The organism is Streptomyces sp. CNT372, from assembly GCF_000377145.1.
In genome coordinates this window covers 71302-88724 of the sequence record NZ_KB897789.1, presented here as the reverse complement: position 1 = coordinate 88724, position 17423 = coordinate 71302, and the positions used below count along the sequence as shown (strand labels likewise).

Below are 17423 nucleotides of genomic sequence, written 5' to 3'. Positions count from 1 at the left end.
ACGCTTGCTCCCCGGGCCTCTTCGCGCGGGGCGGGCCGGCCCGGCGCGCGCGCCCGCGCCGACCACGCGGCCCGGGAGCAACACCCGCACCCGGTGTGCCGTGGGGCCCGGCGGCGACCGGTTCCCGTCCGGCTCGACAGGCTGTCGCCCGGCGCCCGCAGGGGTCGACGCAGCGTCCATTGCCGCGCCCCCGCGCCCGGCGACATCCTGCGGGCGTGACGGTGATCCGGAAGCACCCCCTGCCCGCTCCCTCCCGCCGGTCCCTGCTCCGCGCCCTCGGCGCGGGCGGCGCCGGTCTCGCGCTCGCCGGCTGCGGGGTCCCGCCCGCACGGGTGGCGCCCGCGGACCGCGCCCGCGCCGACCTCTCGGGGCGGGAGCGCCGGGTGGACTTCGCCAACTGGCCGCTCTACATCGACACCGACGAGGAGACCTCCCGCCGGCCCACCCTGGAGGCGTTCAGCCGCCGCACCGGGATCGCGGTCCGCTACTCGGAGGAGATCAACGACAACGACGAGTTCTTCGGCAAGATCAGCCCGTCCCTGATCAACCGTCAGGAGACCGGCCGGGACCTCGTCGTCGTCAGCGACTGGATGGCCGCGCGCTTCGTCCGGCTCGGCTGGGTGCAGGAGATGGACCGCGCACGCCAGCCGAACGTCGCCGCCCACCTCGACCCGCAGCTGCTCTCCCCGGCGTTCGACCCGGGCCGCCGTTCCACCGTGCCCTGGCAGAGCGGTATCACCGGCATCGCCTACGACCGCCGCCGCCTCGGCCGGGAGATCCGCGCCACGGCCGACCTGTGGGCGGCCGACCTGCGCGGCCGGGTGACCTTGCTCTCCGGCCTCGACGAGGCGTTCGCCCTGCTGATGCGCGGGGACGGGGTCGACATCACGCGCTGGCGCGCCGAGGACTTCCACCGGATGTGCGAGCGCGTCGAGAAGCTGGTGAGGGCCCGTCACATCCGCCGCTTCACCGGCAACGACTACATCAAGGACCTCTCCACCGGCGACGTCCTCGCCTGCCAGGCGTACTCCGGCGACGTCATCCAACTCCAGGCCGACAACCCGGACATCGAGTTCGTCGTCCCCGAGGAGGGCGGCGAACTCTGGGCCGAGAGCCTGATGATCCCGAACCTCGCCCGCCACAAGCGCAACGCCGAGGCGCTGATCGACCACTACTACGACCCCGAGGTCGCCGCCGGACTCGCCGCCTGGGTCAACTACGTCTGCCCCGTCCCGGCCGCACGCGACGTCCTCGCCGCCTCCAGGGACCCCGACACCGCCGCCCTCGCCGAGGACCCCCTGATCTTCCCCGACTCCGCGATGCGCTCCCGTCTCGCCATCGCCCGCGACATCACGGCCGACGAACGCGCGGAACTGGCGGGGCGCTGGAACGCGATCGTGGGGTTGTGACCGGCGGGTGCCGGCCGGTCAGGCCCTCCGGCCGCCCCGGTCCAGCAGGTTCCCCAGGACGTCCACCCGGTTCGTCGTGATCGAGTCGGCACCCGCGGCGAGCATCCGGCGGAGGGTGCGGCGGGTGTCGGGGGTCCAGACGGAGAGGAGGAGGCCCCGATCGTGGACGCGGGCGGCGAGGCCGGGGCGGACCAGGCCGAAGCGGTAGTTGAGCCACCTGGGGCGGACCGCGTCCAGCAGGACCGGGCGGGGCGGGGCCAGGGTGGTCCAGGTCAGGGAGATCTCGGCGGCGGGGTCCGCGGCGCGGACGGAGAGCATCGTGGAGGTGCCCGCGCAGTACGCGACCCGCTCCGCCGCCCCGCACTCGCGCACGGTCCCCAGGACCGTGCGCGCCGACGCCGGGGTCGCGCCCGGCAGGTCGATCAGCAGCCGGCGGCCCTCCGTCGCGGCGAGCGCCTCCCGCAGGGTCGGCACCCCGCCCCCGGTCAGCTCCCGGACCTCCCCGGCGGTGAGCCGGGCGAGCGGGCGGTCGTGCTCCCACAGCCGCTTCAGCGAGTCGTCGTGCAGCAGGACCGGCACGCCGTCCCGGGTGAGGCGGACGTCGATCTCGACGACGTCCGCCCCGCGTTCGTAGGCGGACCGCAGCGACGGCAGGGTGTTCTCCCGCACCCGGAACGGGTCGCCGCGGTGGCCGACGACCGTGACGCGGCGCGGCCCGTGGACCGGCCGGGCCTCGGCGGCGGCGCTCACCGGGCGAGCCAGGCGGTGGTGTACGCGTCGATCTCGCCGGCGATCCGGGCCTTGCCCGCCGGGTCCAGGAAGGACGCCTCCACCGCGTTCTTCGCCAGTTGGGCCACGCCCCGCTCGTCCAGGTCCAGGAGCCGGGCGGCGACCGCGTACTCGTTGTTGAGGTCGGTGCCGAACATCGGCGGGTCGTCGCTGTTGACGGTGACCAGGACCCCGGCCGCGACCATCTCCCGGACCGGGTGCCGTTCGATGTCGGCGACCGCGCGGGTGGCGATGTTGGAGGTCGGGCAGACCTCCAGCGCGATCCGGTGCTCGGCGAGGTGCGCCAGCAGGGCCGGGTCCCGGACGGAACTGGTGCCGTGGCCGATGCGTTCGGCGCCCAGCTCGTTGAGGGCGTCCCACACGGTCTGAGGGCCGGTGGTCTCGCCCGCGTGCGGCACGGAGCGCAGACCGGCGGCGCGGGCGCGGTCGAAGTAGGGCTTGAACTGCGGGCGGGGCACGCCGATCTCGGGGCCGCCGAGCCCGAAGGAGACCAGCCCCTCGGGGCGCAGGTCCACCGCGAGCCGCGTGGTCTCCTCGGCCGCCTCCAGTCCGGCCTCGCCCGGGATGTCGAAGCACCAGCGCAGGACCACGCCCAACTCCCGTTCGGCCGCCGTCCGCGCGCCCTCGATCGCGGCCATGAACGCCTTCTCCTCGATCCCGCGCCGGGTCGAGGAGAACGGGGTGACGGTCAGCTCCGCGTACCGGATGTTCTGCCGGGCCATGTCCCGTGCCACCTCGAAGGTGAGCAGGCGTACGTCCTCCGGGGTGCGGATCAGGTCGACGACCGACAGATAGACCTCGATGAAGTGCGCGAAGTCGGTGAAGACGAAGTAGTCGGCCAGCGCCTCGGGGTCGGTCGGAACCCTGGAGTCCGGGTGCCGCGCGGCGAGTTCGGCGACGATCCGCGGTGACGCGGAGCCCACGTGGTGGACATGCAGCTCGGCTTTGGGAAGACCTGCGATGAAGGGATGCAGATCGGTCATCGGGTACCTCCGTGTGCGATGCGCCGCTCCTGGCCGGGGGATCATCGTAGGCGGACCCGGGGGCCGGAGGCCGAGGCCGTAGCATGGCCGGACCACCGATGGGGGAGATGAATGTCCGACAATCAGGAGCCCGCGGGGGCGCAGCAGCCGAACGACCCGTGGGCACCGCCGGCCGGCGGCGCTCCGCAGGACCGGGTGCCCCTGGACAAGCAGGCGTCGCAGCCGCCGTCCGGGCCGACCCCGCCGAGCGTGCACGACCAGCCGACGATCATCGGGATGCCCGGAGCGCCGGGCGGCCACCCCGGGTCCGTCCCGCCGCCCCCGGTCGCACCGGGCGGCCCCGCCACGGGCGGCTACGGCTACCCCGGCGCCGCGGCAGCACCGGGCTACGGCTACCCGGACGCCTCGTCCACCCCCGGGTACGGCTACCCGGCCGCGAGCATGCCGCCGCCCCCGGCCACCGGCACCTCGGGCGGCTTCGGTGTCCCGGGCGACCCGTACGGCGCGGGCTACCCGGCGCCCTACGCGGGTCCGGCCGGAGGCTGGGCACCGCAGCCCGCCAACGGCATGGGCATCGCCGCGATGGTCCTCGGCATCCTGTCCGTGTGCCTGTTCTGCCTGTACGGCGTCGTCGGGATCATCCTCGGCGCACTGGGCCTGATCTTCGGCATCCTCGGCCGCAAGCGTGCCCAGCGGGGCGAGGCGACCAACGGCGGCATGGCGCTGGCGGGCATCATCACCGGCTCGATCGGGATCGTGTTCGGGATCGTCTTCATCCTGCTGATCGCATGGGGCGTCACCACGGCGATCAACGAGGAGCAGAAGCGGCAGGACCGCTACGAGTCCGACTACGACCCGTACGCGAACAGCCTGGTGATCGACACCCGCCGCTGACCCGGGAGGGCCGGCCCGGAACCACCGGGCCGGCCCCGGGTCGCCGCGCCCCGAAGCAGCCGGCCCCCTAAGCAGCCGGCCCCCGGGGCACGCAGGCCCCCGGGCCCAGGCGCGGCTCCCGGTTCACACCGGCCCCGGGGCACGCGGGCGGGGTCAGACCGACGCCCGCAGTTCCTCCCGCGCGTCCATCAGCGCGAAGCCCAGCAGGTTCAGCCCCCGCCACCGCAGCGGGTCCGCCGCGCGCTCGTCGTCCGCGGCCAGGCCGATGCCCCAGATGCGGTCCACCGGACTCGCCTCCACCAGCACCCGGTCCCCGGTGCCCAGCAGGAACGCCCGCAGCTGCGGGTCCTGCCCGAACTTGTGGACGCTGCCCTCGCGCACGATCGCGAACCGCTCCCGCTTCCAGACCCCCTCGTCGAAGCCGCGCACCAGCCGCCCCGCCTTCTTCGCCTCCGCCGGGCCGGCCGCCGCGAGCGCCCGGCGCTCCGCCTCCGCGTCCCCGAAGAGGCGTGCCTTGGCGGCCATCATCCAGTGCTCCGCGGTCGCGTAGCGCACCCCGCCGACCTCGAAGGGCGACGGCCACCACTGGCTGAGGCAGCTCGCGCCGATCCCGCCGTCGCGGCGTGGCGCGTGACCCCAGAAGTGCAGGTACTTGATTCGCTGTCCCGCGGCTGCCTGCTCGATCAACCCGTCCCTACCGGTGTTCCCCATGCACGGGAGTCTCGCAGCAGCCACGGACACTGCGTACGGGTATTCCGCCGCGGAATCGACACATGGTCGACCGATTCCGTCGCGTAACCAAAAGGCAACAACGGAATCCCTTGTTGCGTGGGTCACCCTCTGTCAGGATCGGCACTCACATCGAGCTGGAACAACGGAGAGCGTCATGGGCAACCCCGACCCGGTCCAGGAACGGTTCGCGGCCGGCGCGCAGTACGTCGGCGGACGGCTGCGCCCCGGCACCTCGGGACGGACACAGGACATCGTCGACCCGGCCACCGGCAAGACCCTCCACACCTACGAACTCGCCGGCCCCGCCGACGTCGACGCGGCCGTCTCCGCCGCCCGCGAGGCCCTGCCCGGCTGGGCGGGCGCCACCCCGGGCGAGCGCTCGGACGCCCTGCACCGCTTCGCCGGGGTCCTCGCCGAGCGGGCCGAGGAGTTCGCGCGCACGGAGAGCGTCCAGTGCGGGAAGCCGATCCGGCTCACCACCGAGTTCGACGTCCCCGGCACCGTGGACAACACCGCCTTCTTCGCCGGTGCCGCCCGCCACCTCCAGGGCCAGTCGGCCGGCGAGTACAGCGCGGACCACACCTCCTACGTACGCCGGGAACCGATCGGCGCCGTCGGCTCGATCGCGCCCTGGAACTATCCGCTCCAGATGGCCGCCTGGAAGGTCCTCCCGGCCGTCGCCGCCGGTAACACCATCGTTCTGAAGCCCGCCGAGATCACCCCCCTGACCTCGCTCCTCTTCGCCGAGGCCGCCACCGCGGCGGGAATCCCGGACGGCGTCGTCAACATCGTCAGCGGCGCCGGGCGGGACGCGGGTGAACACCTCGTCGGACACCCGGACATCGCCATGACGTCGTTCACCGGATCCACCGCCGTCGGCCGGCGCGTCGCCGAGATCGCGACCGCCACCGTCAAGCGCCTCCACCTCGAACTGGGCGGCAAGGCCCCCTTCGTCGTGTTCGACGACGCCGACGTGGAGGCCGCCGCGCACGGCGCCGTCGCCGGATCCCTGATCAACTCCGGGCAGGACTGCACCGCGGCCACCCGCGCCTACGTCCAGCGCCCGCTCTTCGACGCCTTCGTCGCCGCCGTCGCCGACCTGATGGCCGGCGTCCGCCTCGGCGACCCGCTCGACCCCGCCACCGACCTCGGCCCCCTGGTCTCCCACGCCCAGCGCGACCGCGTCGCCGGCTTCGTCGACCGCGCCCGCGGCTACGCGAGTGTCGTCACCGGCGGCGAGGCCCCCGGCGGCGACCTCGCGGCCGGCGCCTACTACCGGCCCACCCTCATCACCGGCGCCGCCCAGGACAGCGAGGTCGTCCAGTCCGAGATCTTCGGCCCGGTCCTCGTGGTCCTCCCCTTCGACACCGACGACGAGGGCATCGCCCTCGCCAACGACACCCCCTACGGCCTCGCCGCCTCCGCCTGGAGCCGCGACGTCTACCGCACCGGCCGCGCCACCCGCGAGATCCAGGCCGGCTGCGTGTGGATCAACGACCACATCCCGATCATCAGCGAGATGCCGCACGGCGGCTACCAGGCATCGGGCTACGGCAAGGACATGTCGGCGTACTCCTTCGAGGAGTACACGCAGGTCAAGCATGTGATGTACGACAACACCGCGGTCGCCCGGAAGGACTGGCACCGCACGATCTTCGGGGACCGACCGTAACGACCCACGGCCGCCCGCCGCGCGGGGACCAGCCCGCACGGCGGCGGCCGCAGCACCCGAAAGGGCAGAGCGACATGGAGCAGTACGAGCCCGAACGCCTCTCGGCGGCCCAGCTCGCCGCGATGCGACGCAGCATGACCAGCGGCCGGGGCGCCCTCTCCCGCCGTTCCCTGCTGCGCGCCTCGGGCATCGGCGCGCTCACGGCCGGCGGCGCCGGCGTGCTGAGCGCGTGCGGCATCCCGCCCGCCAAGCGCGAGGCGGGCGCCGCCGAGTCGGACGACCGCTCGGACCAGGAGAAGCGGCTCAGCTTCTCCAACTGGACCGAGTACATGGACATCAGCGAGGACGGCAAGACCCGCCCCACCCTCGCGGCGTTCACCAAACGCACCGGCATCGCCGTCAAGTACACCGAGGACATCAACGACAACGTCGAGTTCTTCGGCAAGATCCAGCCCCAGCTCGCCGCGGGCCAGGACACCGGCCGCGACCTGATCAACGTCACCGACTGGCTCGCCGCCCGGATGATCCGCCTCGGCTGGGTGCAGAAGCTCGACCCCGCTCTGCTCCCGCACGCCTACGCCAACCTCGCCCCGCAGTTCCGCAGCCCCGACTGGGACCCGGGCCGGGCCTACAGCTACCCCTGGACCGGCATCCCGGCCGTCATCGCCTACAACATCAGGGCGACCGGCGGCCGCAAGGTCACCTCCATGACCCAGCTCCTGGACGACCCCCGCCTCAAGGGCCGGGTCAGCCTGCTCACCGAGATGCGCGACACCGTCGGGCTCACCCTCCTCGACATGGGCAAGGACCCGGAGAAGGTCACCGACGCCGACTACGACGCGGCCCTCGGCCGCCTCCAGAAGGCCGTCGACAAGAAGCAGATCCGACGCTTCACCGGCAACGACTACACCTCGGACCTCGACAAGGGCGACATCGCCGCCTGCGTCGCCTGGGCCGGCGACCTGATCCAGCTCCAGGTGGACAACCCGGACATCCGCTATGCCATCCCGACGGCGGGCTACATGACCGCCACCGACAACCTGCTGGTGCCCGCCCAGGCCCGGCACAAGAAGAACGCCACCCGGCTCATCGACTACTACTACGAACTCCCGGTCGCGGCCCAGCTCGCCGCCTACATCAACTACGTCACCCCGGTCGCCGGCGTCGGCCCCGAGCTGGCGAAGATCGATCCCGAGCTCGCGAAGAACCCGCTGATCCTCCCGGACGAGGCCATGGCCGCGAAGTCCCACTCCTTCCGCTCGCTCAGCGCCGACGAGGAGACCGCGTACGAGGAGAAGTTCGCCGGGCTCATCGGAGCCTGACCTCCGCCCACGCGGAGCCTGACCTCCGCCCATCCGGAGCCTGCCCCTCCGCTGCCGGCGCCCGCCCCGAGCCACCCGGGGCCGGGCCCGCCACCGGACCGACCGACACACCAGGACGCGACGCATGACTGACACCACCGCGGGCGGGGACGTCCGCCTCGCCGGGCTCGGCAAGACCTACGGCTCCTTCACGGCCGTGCACCCCCTGGACCTGACCATCCCGCAGGGCTCCTTCTTCGCCCTGCTCGGCGCGTCCGGCTGCGGCAAGACCACCACCCTGCGCATGATCGCCGGCCTGGAGGAGCCCAGCACCGGCACCGTCTCGCTGGGCGGGCGGGACGTCACCGACCTGCCGCCGCACAAGCGCCCGGTGAACACGGTCTTCCAGAGCTACGCCCTCTTCCCGCACCTGAGCATCTACGAGAACGTCGCCTTCGGCCTGCGCCGCCGGGGCGTGAAGTCGGTGAAGAAGCAGGTCGCCGAGATGCTCGACCTGGTCCAGCTCGGCGACTTCGCCCAGCGCAGACCGCACCAGCTCTCCGGCGGCCAGCAGCAGCGCGTCGCCGTGGCCCGCGCCCTGATCAACCACCCCCAGGTCCTGCTCCTCGACGAGCCGCTCGGCGCCCTCGACCTCAAGCTGCGCCGCCAGATGCAGCTGGAGCTCAAGCGCATCCAGACCGAGGTCGGCATCACCTTCGTCCATGTCACCCACGACCAGGAGGAGGCCATGACCATGGCCGACAGGGTCGCGGTCATGAACGGCGGCCGGGTCGAGCAACTGGGCGCGCCCCAGGAGCTGTACGAGAACCCGCGCACCACCTTCGTCGCCAACTTCCTCGGCACCTCCAACCTCATCGAGGCCGAGGTGGTCGGCACCGCGGGCGAGGAGATCACGGTGAGCGCCGGCGGCGGGAAGCTGCGGCTGCCGAAGAGCCGGTGTCCGGACGGCGCCCGAACCGGCGGGCGGCTCCTCGTCGGCATCCGCCCGGAGAAGATCTCCCTGGTACCGGCCGACGCGGCCGAGTCCGTGGCCGCCGGACGCAACACCGTCACCGGCCGGATCTCCGACTCCTCGTTCATCGGCGTCTCCACCCAGTACGTCGTGGAGAGCCCCGCGGGCAAGGGACTCGAGGTGTACGCGCAGAACGTGGAGCGGCAGGCCGGGCTGGTCCCGGGCGCCGAAGTCGTCCTGCACTGGAACCCGGAGCACACCTTCGGGCTCGACGCCGACCAGGACATCTCGGCGGGCGTGGAGTCGGTGGAGGAGACGCCGTGACCGTTACCGAGGCGCCGCCCGTGTCCCCGCCCCCGGCCCCCGGCGCACCCGTCGTGCACAAGCGGTCCGTGCGCCGCCGGCTGGTCCCGTACTGGCTGCTGCTGCCGGGCATCCTGTGGCTGCTCGTCTTCTTCGCCCTGCCGCTGGTCTACCAGGCGTCCACCTCGGTGCAGACCGGCTCCCTGGAGCAGGGCTACGAGGTCACCTGGCACTTCGCGACCTACTGGGAGGCCCTGACCGACTACTGGCCCCAGTTCCTGCGCTCGCTCCTGTACGCCGGCACCGCGACGCTGCTCTGCCTGCTGCTGGGCTACCCGCTCGCCTATCTGATCGCCTTCAAGGCCGGCCGGTGGCGCAACCTGCTGCTGGTGCTGGTGATCGCCCCCTTCTTCACCAGCTTCCTGATCCGCACCCTGGCGTGGAAGACGATCCTCGCCGACGGCGGCCCGGTCGTGGACTTCCTCAACACCGTCCACCTCCTGGACGTCACCGCCTGGCTCGGCCTGACCGAGGGCGAACGGGTGCTCGCCACCCCGCTCGCGGTCGTCACCGGTCTGACGTACAACTTCCTGCCGTTCATGATCCTGCCGCTCTACACCTCGCTGGAGCGGATCGACCCGCGGCTGCACGAGGCGGCCGGCGACCTCTACGCGAGCCCCTCGACGGTCTTCAGGAAGGTCACCTTCCCGCTGTCGATGCCCGGCGTGGTCTCCGGCACCCTGCTGACCTTCATCCCGGCCAGCGGCGACTACGTCAACGCCGAACTCCTCGGCTCCACCGACACCCGCATGATCGGCAACGTGATCCAGTCGCAGTTCCTGCGGGTGCTCGACTATCCGACGGCCGCGGCGCTGTCGTTCATCCTCATGGCGGTCGTGCTGATCACGGTCACCGTCTACATCCGCCGGGCGGGAACGGAGGACCTGGTCTGATGCGTTGGCTCAAGCGGAACCTCGTGGTCCTGGCGGGCGTGCTCACGCTGGCCTATCTGATCGTGCCGAACATCGTCGTGATGGTGTTCTCGTTCAACAAGCCGGCCGGCCGGTTCAACTACTCCTGGCAGGAGTTCTCCACCGACGCCTGGACCGACCCCTGCGGTGTCGCCGACATGTGCGGCTCCCTGGCGCTGTCCCTCCAGATCGCCTTCTGGGCCACCGCCGGCGCGACCCTGCTCGGCGCGATGATCGCCTTCGCCCTGGTGCGCTACCGCTTCCGGGCGCGGGGCACCGTCAACTCGCTGATCTTCCTGCCGATGGCCATGCCCGAGGTCGTCATGGCCGCCTCGCTGCTCACCCTCTTCCTCAACCTCGGTGTGCAGCTCGGCTTCTGGACCATCCTCATCGCGCACACCATGTTCTGCCTCAGCTTCGTGGTGGTCGCGGTCAAGGCCCGCGTGATGTCGATGGACCCCCGGCTGGAGGAGGCCGCCCGCGATCTGTACGCGGGGCCGTTCCAGACCTTCTGGCGCGTCACCCTGCCGATCGCCGCGCCCGGTATCGCGGCCGGCGCGATGCTCGCCTTCGCGCTGTCCTTCGACGACTTCATCATCACCAACTTCAACTCCGGCTCCACCGTCACCTTCCCCATGTTCGTGTGGGGCTCGGCGCAGCGCGGTACCCCCGTGCAGATCAATGTGATCGGCACCGCGATGTTCGTGATCGCGGTCCTGGTCGTGGTCGCCGCGCAGATGATCGGCAACCGCCGGAAGAAGACCGCGCTGTAACCGCCCTGAGCAGCAGGCCGGTGCACCAGGAGGCCGCCCCCGGGCGGCCGACGAAGGAGTGGAAACCATGGCCCCAGCAGCCATGACCTTTGCCTCATCGCTCGCGGACGCCCAGCCCGTCCCCTTCTGGCTGGAGGACCCCGGCAAGCCGGGCGCCCTGCCCGCCCTGACCGGCACCGAGCGCTGCGACCTGCTGGTCGTCGGCGGCGGCTACAGCGGACTGTGGACCGCCCTGCTCGCCAAGGAGCGCGACCCCGGGCGGGACGTCGTCCTGATCGAGGGCCGGGAGGCGGGCTGGGCCGCCTCCGGCCGCAACGGCGGCTTCTGCGCCGCCTCCCTCACCCACGGCCTCGGCAACGGACTCGCCCGCTGGCCGGGGGAGCTGCCCGTGCTGGAGGAGCTGGGGCTGCGCAACCTGGACGCCATCGGGGAGACCGTCGCCCGCTACGGCATCGACTGCGACTTCGAGCGCACCGGCGAGATCGACGTCGCCACCGAACCCCACCAGCTGCGCGAACTGGAGGAGATGCACCAGGAGGCGGCCCGGCTCGGCTTCACCGGGCTGGAGCTGCTGGACCGGGAGGCGGTGCGCGCCGAGGTCGACTCGCCGACCTTCCTCGGCGGCATCTGGGACCGCGAGGGCGTCGCGATGCTGCACCCCGCGAAACTCGCCTGGGGCCTGAAGCGGGTCTGCGAGGAGAAGGGCGTACGGATCTTCGAGAACACCCCCGGCCTCGAACTCGCCCGCGCCGGGGCGGGGATGGCCGTACGCACCCCGTACGGCCGGGTGTTCGCCCGGCAGGTGGCCCTGGGCACCAACGTCTTCCCGTCCCTGGTGCGACGGGTGCGCCCGTACACCGTCCCGGTCTACGACTACGCGCTGATGACCGAGCCGCTCAGCCCGGAGCAGCTGAAGTCGGTGGGCTGGCAGCGGCGGCAGGGCCTCGGCGACAGCGCCAACCAGTTCCACTACTTCCGCATCACCGCCGACCACCGCATCCTCTGGGGCGGCTACGACGCGATCTACCCCTGGGGCGGCCGGCTGAGCGAGGCGAGGGACCACCGGCCCGAGACGTACCTCAAGCTGGCCGGGCACTTCTTCCGCTGCTTCCCGCAGCTCGAAGGGCTGCGCTTCTCGCACGCCTGGGGCGGGGCGATCGACACCTGCTCCCGTTTCTCCGCCTTCTTCGGCACCGCCCACGGCGGCCGGGTCGCCTACGCGGCCGGGTACACCGGCCTCGGTGTCGGCGCGACCCGGTTCGGCGCGGACGTGATGCTCGACCTCCTCGGCGGCGAGGACACCGAGCGGACCCGGCTGGAGATGGTGCGCAGCAAGCCGCTGCCGTTCCCGCCGGAGCCGGTGGCCTGGGCGGGCATCGGGATCACCAAGTGGTCCCTGGCCCGCGCGGACGCCAACGGCGGCCGGCGCAATCTGTGGCTGCGGACGCTGGACCGGCTGGGGCTCGGCTTCGACAGCTAGGACCTCCCAGGGCCTGTGGCGGGGCAGGGGCCGACCCCTCCCGGCCGGCCGGAGGCTCCGCCGGTGCGGCCGCATTTCCGCTGGTGCGGGCGGGTTCGCGCCGCCCGCACCACCGCCGTGACCCGGTTCACTCCGACGAGATCGCCGAAGTCGCGTAATGCACACCGCTCCGGGCTCTCTCTGTGGGGGACAGCACCGTCCCCACACGGAAGGGAGACCACGATGAGCGGCTCGGGGGCCAGGAACGCGGTGGAATGGCTGGTGTCGGCGGCACCGGATCCCGGCGCCTGCCGGTGGGCGTGGGAGCGCAACCCGCACGGGGTCGCGCTGCTGCCGGCCGGCCGGCGCTGGGACGTCCTGATCCTCCCCGGTGAGCTGGGGTATCCCACGCTGGACGTGCTCAACCGCCTGGTCGGCAGGCCCGGTCCGGTGCTCGCCGACTTCGGCGAGGAGCGGATGGGGTTCTTCGTGCCGCCCGGCACGGCGGGCCGCTGGATCGGCACCGGTGTCCGCACGGCGGGCAGTGGCACCTGGATCGTGGTCCCCTACCCCGGGCGCGCGGCGGGCAAGGTGCGCTGGCTCGTCGTCCCGGACGGCTCGGGCACCCTCAACGACCCGCAGTTGCTGGAACTGGCGATGCACGAGGCGGCGGCGGGGATCGCGCGGGCGCGGCCGGGGGAGTGAGCGGCCGGCGCGTGCCACAGGTCTTGACAACATGATTGGTCTGGACCATGTTGTGCGCGCCGCACCTCTCCACCACCCCCCTGTCCGGAGGCAGTTGTGCACCGCACCAGACCCGCCGCCGTTCTCGCCGCCACCGCCCTGGCCGCTTCCCTGCTCGTCGCCCTCGCCCCGGCCGCCACCGCCGCGGACACCGAACTCGCCCGCAACGGCGGCTTCGAGGCCGGGCTGACCGGCTGGAGCTGCACCGCGGACAGCGGCCGGACCGTCACCTCGCCCGTCCGCAGCGGGACGTCGGCCCTGCGCGCCACCCCGGCCGGCTCCGACAACGCCCGCTGCTCCCAGACCGTCACCGTGCAGCCCGACTCCGCCTACACCCTCAGCGGCTGGGTCCAGGGCTCCTACGTCTACCTGGGCGCCTCCGGCACCGGCACCACCGACGTGTCCACCTGGACCGCTTCCGCCCCCACCTGGCAGAAGCTCACCACCACCTTCCGCACCGGCCCCGCCACCCGGTCCGTCACCCTCTACACCCACGGCTGGTACGGCACCCCCGCCTACCTCGCCGACGACCTCTCCCTCATCGGCCCCGGCGGTGACCCGGTCACCGTCCCCGCCGCCCCCGGGAATCTGCGCGCGGGCGCCCCCGGCGCCACCTCCGTGCCGCTGAGCTGGAACGCCTCGGCGGGCGCGAGCGGCTACCACGTCTACCGGGGCGCCCAGCGGGTCGCCACGGTCACCGGCACCTCGGCCACCGTCACCGGGCTGACCCCCGCGACCGCCTACAGCTTCCAGGTCGCCGCGTACAACGAGGCGGGGGAGTCGGCGAAGTCCGCCGCCGTCTCCGCGACCACCGCGGAGAGCGGCGGGGGCGGCGGGGACGGACTCCCGGCCCACGCCCTGGTCGGCTATCTGCACGCCAGCTTCGCCAACGGCTCCGGCTACACGCGGATGGCGGACGTGCCGGACTCCTGGGACGTCGTCAACCTCGCCTTCGGGGAGCCGACCACCGCCACCTCCGGCGACATCCGCTTCTCCCTCTGCCCGAAGGCCGAGTGCCCGAACGTCGAGTCGGAGGCCGAGTTCAAGGCGGCGATCAAGGCCAAGCAGGCCGCGGGCAAGAAGGTCCTCATCTCCATCGGCGGTGCCAACGGCCAGGTGCAGCTCGCCTCCACGGGCGCCCGGGACGCCTTCGTCACCTCCGTCTCGAAGATCATCGACGAGTACGGCCTGGACGGCCTGGACATCGACTTCGAGGGCCACTCGCTGTCCCTCGACAAGGGCGACACCGACTTCCGCAACCCCACCTCACCCGTGATCGTCAACCTGATCTCGGCCGTGAAGACCATCAAGGCCAGGTACGGCCAGGACTTCGTGCTGACCATGGCCCCGGAGACCTTCTTCGTCCAGCTCGGGTACCAGTTCTACGGCTCCGGGCCCTGGGGCGGCCAGGACCCGCGCGCCGGCGCCTATCTGCCGGTCATCCACGCCCTGCGCGACGACCTGACCCTGCTGCACGTCCAGGACTACAACTCCGGCCCGATCATGGGCCTGGACAACCAGTACCACTCCATGGGCGGCGCGGACTTCCACATCGCCATGACCGACATGCTGCTCGCCGGCTTCCCCGTCGCGGGCGACCAGAACCGCTTCTTCCCCGCCCTGCGCCCCGAGCAGGTCGCGATCGGCCTGCCCGCCTCCACCCAGGCGGGCAACGGGCACACCACCCCGGCCGAGGTGAACAAGGCGCTCAACTGCCTCACCCGCGGCACCGACTGCGGCTCCTACCGCACCCACGGCACCTGGCCCGCCCTGCGCGGACTGATGACCTGGTCGATCAACTGGGACCGCTTCAACGGCTGGGAGTTCTCCCGGAACTTCGACGCCTACGCCTGGCGCTGACCCCGGCGCGGTACAGCGGTTCGACCGGGAGCCCGCGGACCACGGCCGGGAGCAGCAGCACCGCGCCGAACAGGCACCAGCTCCCGAGCACGTCCAGCGGCCAGTGGTAGCCGCGCAGCACCAGCCCGATGCCCGTCGCCACCGTGAGCACCACGGCGACGGGCATCGCCCATCGGCGGCGCAGATACGGGGTGAGAAGCAGGGCCGCGCACAGGTAGGCCACCATCGCGGTCGCCGTGTGCCCGGAGGGGTACCAGCCCGTGCCCGGCTCCAGCGGTCCCGGCCGCGCGATCAGCGCCTTCAGCGGCGCGACGAGCGCGGGCACGGCCAGCAGCGCGAGGACGGCGGACGCGGCGGGCCGCCACGGCGTCCGGCCCGTGTCCCGCCGGCCCCGCCACAGCGACCAGGCCAGTGCGACGGCGAGCACCAGGGGCGCGACCGTCATGTTGCCGAGGTCGGCCAGGGGTTCGGTGACGGCGTCCGGCACGTGCCGGAAGACCGCCCGCCCCAGTCGCTCGTCCGCCACCCGCAGCGGTCCGTCCGCCGCCACCTGCCAGGTGACCAGGGCGAAGAGGGCGCAGCAGAGCGCGAACACCGCGTACGCGGCGGCCGGCCCCGAACGCCGAGAGGCCGGCCGTATCGGAACAGGGGGGATTGTTCCGTCACGGCCGGCCTGATCGGCTCGCCGCGCGCCCCGGGGGGTGTGGGGCGGGCGGCCGTCCGATCGGTGAGGAGATCCGGAGCCCAGGGCTCCGGCGGTGTGCGCGGTGGCACGACCGGGTCGGGGCTGGGGAGGCTCCGTCCCGGAGTCGCCCGGGGTCGCCCCCGGTGCGGGTGTTTCTCTCATCTGCGACGACCGTACGGCAGAGGGCGGGGGGACCGACAGACGGATTCCCATCCCGCCATCGGCCCCCCACAGCTTCTTCACAGGCGGGGGGCTCCCCTCCTGGCCGGCCCGGGCGGGCCAGGGATCAGATGCCCGCGAACGCCTGCTCCAGGATGTCCAGGCCCTCGTTCAGCAGGTCCTCGCCGATCACCAGCGGGGGCAGGAAGCGCAGCACGTTGCCGTAGGTCCCGCAGGTGAGGACGAGCAGGCCCTCGGCGTGGCAGGCCTTGGCGAGGGCGCCGGCCGCCTCCGGGTGGGGCTCCTTGCCCGCCGGGTCCTTCACCAGCTCGACGGCGATCATCGCGCCCCGGCCCCGGATGTCGCCGATGACGTCGAACTTCTCCTGCATCGCGGCGAGGCGGCCCTTCATGACCTCCTCGATCCGCTTCGCCTTCGCGTTGAGGTCCAGCTCCTTCATCGTCTCGATGGAGCCGAGCGCACCGGCGCAGGCGACCGGGTTGCCGCCGTAGGTGCCGCCGAGGCCGCCCGCGTGCGGGGCGTCCATGATCTCGGCGCGGCCGGTCACGGCGGCGAGCGGCAGACCGCCCGCGATGCCCTTGGCGGTGGTGATCAGGTCCGGGACCACGCCCTCGTCCTCGCAGGCGAACCACTGGCCGGTGCGGCAGAAGCCGGACTGGATCTCGTCCGCGACGAAGACGATGCCGTTGTCCTTGGCGAACTGCGCGATCGCGGGCAGGAAGCCCTTCGCGGGCTCGATGAAGCCGCCCTCTCCGAGCACCGGCTCGATGATGATCGCGGCGACGTTGTCCGCGCCGACCTGCTTGGAGATCTGGTCGATCGCCTGGGCGGCGGCCTCCGGGCCGCAGTTCTCCGGGCCGGTCGGCCAGCGGTAGCCGTACGCCACCGGCACCCGGTACACCTCGGGCGCGAACGGGCCGAAGCCGTTCTTGTACGGCATGTTCTTCGCCGTCAGCGCCATCGTCAGGTTGGTGCGGCCGTGGTAGCCGTGGTCGAAGACGACGACGGCCTGGCGGCCCGTGTACGAGCGGGCGATCTTGACCGCGTTCTCGACGGCCTCGGCGCCCGAGTTGAACAGCGCGGACTTCTTCTCGTGGTCGCCCGGGGTCAGCTCGGCCAGCGCCTCGCAGACCTCCACGTAGCCCTCGTAAGGAGTGACCATGAAACAGGTGTGGGTGAAGTCGGCGAGCTGCGCGGAGGCGCGGCGGACCACGGCCTCCGCGGAGGCGCCGACCGAGGTCACGGCGATGCCGGAACCGAAGTCGATCAGACGGTTGCCGTCCACGTCCTCGATGATCCCGCCGCCCGCACGGGCCGTGAACACGGGAAGCACGGACCCCACACCGCCGGCGACCGTGGCCGTGCGGCGGGCCTGAAGCTCCTGCGACTTCGGGCCGGGGATGGCGGTGACGACGCGGCGCTCCTGCGGGATAGCGGTCATGCGGGGCTCCTGGGGGTGTACGGGGGTACGGAGAGGTGTGTCCGGACGCTGGATGTCTTTCTTCGCAGGCTAGGTCCGGGGGCGGGGTGCGGGCATGCGCCGATCGGGAGTGTTGAGGGGTGTGTCGTTGTCCGTGACGGCCATAGGAGGCACCGGACGCCGCGCACGGGCGTCCGGCACCGGGCCCGGAACGCGCGGCCGGCGGCCCGACACCCGCCCGAGTCGCTGAACTCCCCAGCGCCTGGCACTAGATT

Annotated in this window: 15 protein-coding genes; 10 read left to right on the top strand and 5 right to left on the bottom strand. The window is 72.5% G+C overall.

Annotated elements, in window-relative coordinates; genetic code table 11:
- The first annotated feature begins 215 nt into the window (after window positions 1–215).
- Entirely contained in the window at window positions 216–1409 is a 1194-nt protein-coding gene (locus C593_RS0124575; protein WP_018849989.1) for a polyamine ABC transporter substrate-binding protein, read from the top strand.
- Window positions 1410–1427: 18 nt separating this feature from the next.
- On the opposite strand, the gene C593_RS0124570 is transcribed toward C593_RS0124575, so the two are convergent.
- Window positions 1428–2159, bottom strand: a complete 732-nt coding sequence (locus C593_RS0124570; protein WP_018849988.1) for a glycerophosphodiester phosphodiesterase — start codon at window positions 2157–2159, stop codon at window positions 1428–1430.
- Window positions 2156–3181 (bottom strand): adenosine deaminase, encoded by a 1026-nt coding sequence (locus C593_RS0124565; protein WP_018849987.1) that lies wholly within the window; start codon window positions 3179–3181, stop codon window positions 2156–2158. Before C593_RS0124565 ends, C593_RS0124570 begins: the two co-directional genes overlap by 4 nt.
- Before the next feature lie 111 nt (window positions 3182–3292).
- On the opposite strand from C593_RS0124565, the gene C593_RS0124560 reads away from it, so the two are divergent.
- Complete coding sequence (locus C593_RS0124560; protein ID WP_018849986.1) at window positions 3293–4075, top strand: DUF4190 domain-containing protein; 783 nt, start codon at window positions 3293–3295, stop codon at window positions 4073–4075.
- A gap of 153 nt (window positions 4076–4228) precedes the next feature.
- Here the strand turns inward: C593_RS0124560 and ybiA are convergent, their stop codons facing one another.
- Window positions 4229–4786 carry a riboflavin biosynthesis intermediates N-glycosidase gene (ybiA, locus tag C593_RS0124555; protein WP_026278039.1) on the bottom strand — a complete coding sequence of 186 codons (558 nt, stop codon included), beginning with the start codon at window positions 4784–4786 and terminating at the stop codon, window positions 4229–4231.
- Between the two features lie 175 nt (window positions 4787–4961).
- Here ybiA and C593_RS0124550 point away from each other — a divergent pair, with 175 nt between their 5' ends.
- The 8 genes from C593_RS0124550 (at window position 4962) to C593_RS0124515 (ending at window position 14863) form a co-directional block, all read left to right on the top strand.
- A complete protein-coding gene (locus C593_RS0124550; RefSeq protein ID WP_018849984.1) occupies window positions 4962–6479 on the top strand; it encodes a gamma-aminobutyraldehyde dehydrogenase in 1518 nt (505 codons plus the stop codon).
- Between the two features lie 74 nt (window positions 6480–6553).
- Complete coding sequence (locus C593_RS0124545; RefSeq protein ID WP_018849983.1) at window positions 6554–7801, top strand: polyamine ABC transporter substrate-binding protein; 1248 nt, start codon at window positions 6554–6556, stop codon at window positions 7799–7801.
- Window positions 7802–7925: 124 nt separating this feature from the next.
- A complete protein-coding gene (locus C593_RS0124540) occupies window positions 7926–9077 on the top strand; it encodes an ABC transporter ATP-binding protein (RefSeq protein WP_018849982.1) in 1152 nt (383 codons plus the stop codon).
- On the top strand, window positions 9074–10009 hold the full coding sequence (locus C593_RS0124535) for an ABC transporter permease (RefSeq protein ID WP_018849981.1): 936 nt from the start codon (window positions 9074–9076) through the stop codon (window positions 10007–10009). Before C593_RS0124540 ends, C593_RS0124535 begins: the two co-directional genes overlap by 4 nt.
- Window positions 10009–10800 (top strand): ABC transporter permease, encoded by a 792-nt coding sequence (locus C593_RS0124530; protein WP_018849980.1) that lies wholly within the window; start codon window positions 10009–10011, stop codon window positions 10798–10800. Before C593_RS0124535 ends, C593_RS0124530 begins: the two co-directional genes overlap by 1 nt.
- Before the next feature lie 67 nt (window positions 10801–10867).
- Window positions 10868–12280: an FAD-dependent oxidoreductase gene (locus C593_RS0124525; protein ID WP_026278038.1), complete on the top strand. Its 1413-nt coding sequence runs from the start codon at window positions 10868–10870 to the stop codon at window positions 12278–12280.
- 222 nt (window positions 12281–12502) lie between these two features.
- Window positions 12503–12964 carry a hypothetical protein gene (locus tag C593_RS0124520; RefSeq protein WP_018849978.1) on the top strand — a complete coding sequence of 154 codons (462 nt, stop codon included), beginning with the start codon at window positions 12503–12505 and terminating at the stop codon, window positions 12962–12964.
- 96 nt (window positions 12965–13060) lie between these two features.
- A complete protein-coding gene (locus C593_RS0124515) occupies window positions 13061–14863 on the top strand; it encodes a glycoside hydrolase family 18 protein (RefSeq protein WP_018849977.1) in 1803 nt (600 codons plus the stop codon).
- On the opposite strand, the gene C593_RS0124510 is transcribed toward C593_RS0124515, so the two are convergent.
- Together C593_RS0124510 and gabT are read right to left on the bottom strand one after the other, a co-directional pair.
- Window positions 14814–15458, bottom strand: a complete 645-nt coding sequence (locus tag C593_RS0124510) for a phosphatase PAP2 family protein (protein WP_018849976.1) — start codon at window positions 15456–15458, stop codon at window positions 14814–14816. The two genes, C593_RS0124515 and C593_RS0124510, sit on opposite strands and share 50 nt — an antisense overlap.
- 376 nt (window positions 15459–15834) lie before the next feature.
- Window positions 15835–17169 (bottom strand): 4-aminobutyrate--2-oxoglutarate transaminase, encoded by a 1335-nt coding sequence (gabT, locus tag C593_RS0124505; protein ID WP_018849975.1) that lies wholly within the window; start codon window positions 17167–17169, stop codon window positions 15835–15837.
- Window positions 17170–17423: the final 254 nt, after the last annotated feature.